This window comes from Mesorhizobium sp. M4A.F.Ca.ET.090.04.2.1, assembly GCF_003999085.1.
Taxonomy (GTDB): domain Bacteria; phylum Pseudomonadota; class Alphaproteobacteria; order Rhizobiales; family Rhizobiaceae; genus Mesorhizobium.
Genome location: NZ_RZOT01000595.1, coordinates 1 through 3519 on the forward strand (window position 1 = coordinate 1; position 3519 = coordinate 3519).

Below are 3519 nucleotides of genomic sequence, written 5' to 3' on the forward strand. Positions count from 1 at the left end.
CCTTCCCCTTCGACAAGATCAAGATCGATGGCTCCTTCATCAAGTCGGTCGACAGGAACGGTCAGGTGGCGGCCATCGTGCGCGCCGTGCTGGGACTTGGCCGTGGCCTTGGCTTGCCGGTGCTCGCCGAAGGCGTCGAGACGCTGGGCGAACTCAGGTTCCTCGACGCCGAGGACTGCGAGATCGGGCAGGGTTTCTACCTCGGCAGGCCTGGTCCGATCGAGGCGTTCGGCGAACTGACCGGCGCGAGGGCGCCTGCGGCAGATGACGACGCCCCCGTCTCACGCGGCGGCGGCAGCATCCTGATGCTGGAACCGGCGGCCGCCCTGCGCTCAGCTTGAGGGGCCGAGCGCGGCTTCGACCAGCCGCCTGGCATCCGCTCCCGACCATTCGGCCGGGCCGTTCATATGCGCGATCAGGCAGCCCTCGCCGTCGATCAGCATGGTGACCGGCAGACCGAGCGCCAGGCCGCGCGTCTTGACGTCGTTGAACAACGCCAGCGTCGGATCCCGGTAGTAGCCGAGCGTTGCGACGCCGATGTCGCTGAGGAACTTCTTCGGCTTGGTGTCGTCGCCGGTGTCGACATTGACCGCGACGACCTGGAAGCGGTCGCTGCCCATCTCCTTCTGCAGCGCGTCGAGTGCCGGCATCTCGGCGCGGCACGGCGCGCACCATGTCGCCCACAGGTTGAGCAGCAGCGTCCTGCCGGCATGGTCGGCGAGCGTCATCGGCTTGCCGTCCGGACCGTTGAAGGCGAGGCTTTTCAACGACTGCGGCGGATCGGCCGGCAATAGCGCCGCGACCTGGCCTGTCGCCTTCGCTGCGACCTTTTTGGCGCGCTCGGCTTTGGCCGCGCAGGCGGCATCGTCCTTGCCGCTGGTTGCGGCGACATCGGCGGCAGCATTGTTGCCAGAACCGCTCTCGCTGACATATACCGCGACCGCGCCCGCCAGCACGCCTGCCACCAAGGCGGCGAGGATGAGGCGTGGGGCCGGGAATAATTGTTTGCGGTCTGCCATTTTCTTCAAAACTGCTCCGGAGCACGGGTTATAGCTATGAGCGACAAGAAGGCCAGCAACCAGATGTGGGGCGGACGTTTTGCCTCGGGTCCGGCCGCGATCATGGAAGCGATCAACGCGTCGATCTCGTTCGACCGCAAACTCTATGCGCAGGACATAAGAGGTTCGATCGCCCACAGCGAGATGTTGGCTGAAACGGGCATTATTTCGGCGGCCGATCAAGATAAAATCGCTCACGGGCTGAACACGATCCTGAAAGAGATCGAGGCCGGCACATTCGAATTCTCGACCAGGCTGGAAGACATCCACATGAATGTCGAGGCGCGTCTTGCCGACCTCATCGGCCCCGCCGCCGGCCGCCTGCACACCGCCCGTTCGCGCAACGACCAGGTAGCGGTGGATTTGAGGCTCTGGGTCAAGGACGAGTGCTTCCGCGTCGCCGAGGCGCTGAAAGGGCTGATCGCGGCCTTCCTCGAGCGCGCCGAGGAGCATGCGGCGACGGTGATGCCGGGCTTCACCCACATGCAGGCGGCGCAGCCGGTGACCTTCGGCCACCACTGCATGGCCTATGTCGAGATGTTCTCGCGCGACCTGTCGCGCGTCCGCGACGCCATCGAGCGGATGGACGAGAGCCCGCTCGGCGCGGCGGCCCTTGCCGGCACCAGCTTCGCCATCGACCGCCACCAGACGGCGAAGGCACTCGGCTTCCGCGAGCCGATGCGCAATTCGCTCGACAGCGTTTCCGACCGCGATTTCGCGCTGGAGTTCCTTGCTGTTGCGGCGATCTGCGCCACCCACCTGTCGCGGCTCGCCGAGGAGATCATCATCTGGTCGACGCCACAATTCGGCTTGGTCCGGCTGTCGGACTCATTCTCCACCGGCTCCTCGATCATGCCGCAGAAGAAGAACCCCGACGCCGCCGAGCTGGTGCGCGGCAAGACCGGGCGCGTCAACGGCCATCTCGTCGGCCTTTTGACGGTGATGAAGGGCATGCCACTGACCTATGGCAAGGACATGCAGGAAGACAAGGAATCGGTCTTCGACGCCGCCGAGACGCTCGACCTGATGCTGGCGGCGATGACCGGCATGGTGCGCGACATGACCGTCAATGCCGCCGCCATGAAGAAGGCCGCCGGCTCGGGCCACGCGACCGCGACCGATCTTGCTGATTGGCTGGTGCGCACGCTCGGCCTGCCCTTCCGCGAGGCGCATCACGTCACCGGCCGCGCCGTGGCGCTGGCCGAGGACAAGAAGGTCGGGCTGGAGAAGCTTTCACTCGAGGATCTGCAGTCGATCCATCCCGGTATCACCGAGGGCCTCTTCTCCGTGCTTGCCGTGCAGAACTCGGTGAAGAGCCGCACAAGCTTCGGCGGCACGGCGCCATCGGAGGTGCGCAAGCAGATCCGCTATTGGAAAAAGCGGCTTGCCAAAGCGTGAGCCGGGCGACCGCCCGATTTGCCGGGGTGCAAAGGCCATAAATTTTCGCTAGAAGCAGGCGACGAATTTTCTCCGACGGATGGGATCGATGACCGCAAGCAGGATTTTGGTGACGCTCGCGCTGCTCGCGGCGGTGGCTACCGTCACGGCCTGCGGCCGAAGGACCGGCCTCGACACGCCTTACGAGGCGGCCGTGCAGGCGCGCAAGGATGCCGAGAAGGCGCATCAGCCCGTGCCGCCGGAGCCGGAAAAACCGGTCGAGGACAAGAAGTTCATCCTCGACCCACTGCTCTAGAGTCGGTGAGATCACCGATCTCATCGTGCTTCAACTTCCGGAACCACTCTCGTGAACCATTTCGACTATCGCGACGGCGTGCTGCATGCCGAGGACGTCGCCATACCTGACATCGCGGCACAGGTCGGCACGCCCTTCTACTGCTATTCGACGGCGACGCTGACCAGGCATTTCCGTGTCTTCAAGGAGGCTTTCGCCGGGCTCGACACGCTGGTCTGCTACGCCATGAAGGCGAACTCCAACCAGGCGGTGCTGAAGACCCTGGCGAGGCAAGGCGCCGGCGCCGACGTGGTGTCGGAAGGCGAATTGCGCCGGGCGCTTGCCGCCGGCATCCCGGCCGGCAAGATTCTGTTTTCGGGCGTCGGCAAGACCGCGCGTGAGATGGATTTCGCGCTTTCGGCCGGCATCCTCTGCTTCAACGTCGAATCCGAGCCGGAGCTTGAACTGCTCTCGGCCCGCGCCACTGCGCTCGGAAAGGTCGCGCCGGTCTCGCTGCGCATCAATCCGGACGTCGACGCCAGGACGCACAAGAAGATCTCCACCGGCAAGGCCGAAAACAAGTTCGGCATTGCATGGCAAAGGGCGCGACAAGTCTATGCCCGCGCCGCGGAACTGCCCGGCATCAGGGTCACCGGCATCGACACCCATATCGGCAGCCAGATCACCGAGCTGCAGCCTTTCGACGACGCCTTCGCGCTGCTCGTCGAACTGGTCGGCGCGCTGCGCGCCGACGGCCATTCCATCGAGCATGTCGATCTCGGCGGCGGT

Annotated in this window: 5 protein-coding genes; 4 read left to right on the forward strand and 1 reads right to left on the reverse strand. The window is 65.1% G+C overall.

Translation table 11 applies throughout. The features are described 5' to 3' along the window. Positions 1 to 341: EAL domain-containing protein (locus EN781_RS28780; RefSeq protein WP_145965686.1), on the forward strand; the 341-nt coding region annotated here is incomplete at its 5' end. Here the strand turns inward: EN781_RS28780 and EN781_RS28785 are convergent. Next, on the reverse strand, positions 333 to 1019 hold the full coding sequence (locus EN781_RS28785) for a TlpA disulfide reductase family protein (RefSeq protein WP_126058100.1): 687 nt from the start codon (positions 1017 to 1019) through the stop codon (positions 333 to 335). The genes EN781_RS28780 and EN781_RS28785 overlap by 9 nt on opposite strands. A 36-nt stretch (positions 1020 to 1055) precedes the next feature. Here EN781_RS28785 and argH point away from each other — a divergent pair, with 36 nt between their 5' ends. The 3 genes from argH to EN781_RS28800 all read left to right on the forward strand — a co-directional run. Next, positions 1056 to 2456 carry an argininosuccinate lyase gene (gene argH, locus EN781_RS28790; protein ID WP_127400564.1) on the forward strand — a complete coding sequence of 467 codons (1401 nt, stop codon included), beginning with the start codon at positions 1056 to 1058 and terminating at the stop codon, positions 2454 to 2456. An 88-nt stretch (positions 2457 to 2544) separates the two neighbouring features. Then, a complete protein-coding gene (locus tag EN781_RS28795) occupies positions 2545 to 2751 on the forward strand; it encodes a lipoprotein (RefSeq protein ID WP_126058098.1) in 207 nt (68 codons plus the stop codon). Between the two features lie 51 nt (positions 2752 to 2802). Then, the coding region (locus EN781_RS28800; RefSeq protein ID WP_145965687.1) for a diaminopimelate decarboxylase at positions 2803 to 3519 on the forward strand (717 nt) is incomplete at its 3' end.